Consider the following 610-nt stretch of genomic DNA (forward strand, 5'->3'; position numbering starts at 1 on the left):
GCAGCCTTATTTCACTCCTAAACGTCTCGCACTCTAGGTTTATACTGGCATTCAAATCTCTATCAATCTTCAGGCCACAGTTCGGACATTCAAAAGTCCGACGGACTAGGGGCATTTTTTGACGATAACCGCAATTAGAACAAAGTTGACTGGATGGATAAAATCTATCGGCAATAATCAACTTTGAACCATAACGTTCTGCCTTGTAACCTAGTTGACGACGGAACTCATAAAATGAAGCATCAGCGATAGAACCCGCCAAACCATGATTTTTCAGCATACCTGACACATTCAAATCTTCAATGACGACTTGGCTGTGGTTCTTAGCCAAGAAAGTAGTTATTTTATGAATCGTGTCCCGCCGAATGTTTGCTACTCTTTGATGTAGCTTTTGAACTTTTAAGAGACATTTGGCCCAATTTTTCGAGCCTTTGACTTTGCGACTTAAATGACGTTGTAATCGAGCTAGTTTTTTGGTCGTTGCTTTATAAGCCTTGGGATTAGAGAATTGGGTCCCATCGGAGCAAGTCGCCCAATTGTTAATTCCTAGGTCAACCCCGATTCTCTCTCGATATTTCGGTGTAATTTCTGGCGTGATTTCTACGAAAAC

Annotated in this window: 1 protein-coding gene; it reads right to left on the reverse strand. The window is 41.5% G+C overall.

Features of this window, described 5'->3' with window-relative positions; translation table 11 throughout:
• Positions 1–610, reverse strand: a 610-nt coding sequence (locus P5683_RS25595; protein WP_315664480.1) for an RNA-guided endonuclease TnpB family protein, incomplete at both ends; no start/stop codon positions are given.

Origin of the sequence: Limnospira sp. PMC 1279.21, assembly GCF_032349615.1 — a bacterium.
GTDB lineage: Bacteria > Cyanobacteriota > Cyanobacteriia > Cyanobacteriales > Microcoleaceae > Limnospira > Limnospira fusiformis.